This window comes from Pseudoalteromonas sp. S327 (assembly GCF_005886415.1).
GTDB classification, from domain to species: Bacteria; Pseudomonadota; Gammaproteobacteria; order Enterobacterales; family Alteromonadaceae; genus Pseudoalteromonas; species Pseudoalteromonas atlantica.
Genome location: NZ_PNDP01000174.1, coordinates 1 through 359 on the forward strand (window position 1 = coordinate 1; position 359 = coordinate 359).

General features: G+C 42.1%; 1 pseudogene. It reads left to right on the forward strand.

Annotated features, from left to right (window positions below):
- Window positions 1-24: 24 nt before the first annotated feature.
- A pseudogene (locus CWB60_RS21050) lies at window positions 25-359 on the forward strand (Ppx/GppA phosphatase family protein); the annotation flags it as partial.

Here is a 359-nt window from a genome sequence, read left to right on the forward strand (position 1 = left end):
GCTTGCCATTGAACGCTAGGCACATTTAACGCTGCCAGCAACGCTGCCCACGCACTTATTGATGAAATTGCCCATTTGTATAAACCAGCCGGTTCGCAAATTGCATCGGGTGCTTATGGAACAGTGCAAGACATTCAAGAAATAATGGTAGAGCAAGACTTAGATGAACTCCTCACCCTAGAAAAGCTAAATAAATTTAAACAGCACTCAATAACGTTAAGCACTATCGCTGCACTAGACTAAGCTGGTCTAAGCGAAGAGCGTAGAATACTTTTTGTATCTGGCCTACGATTCTTAATTGACATAGATGAAGAGCTTGAAATTGAAAAAATGGTATTAGATGGCGGTGGACAACGCGA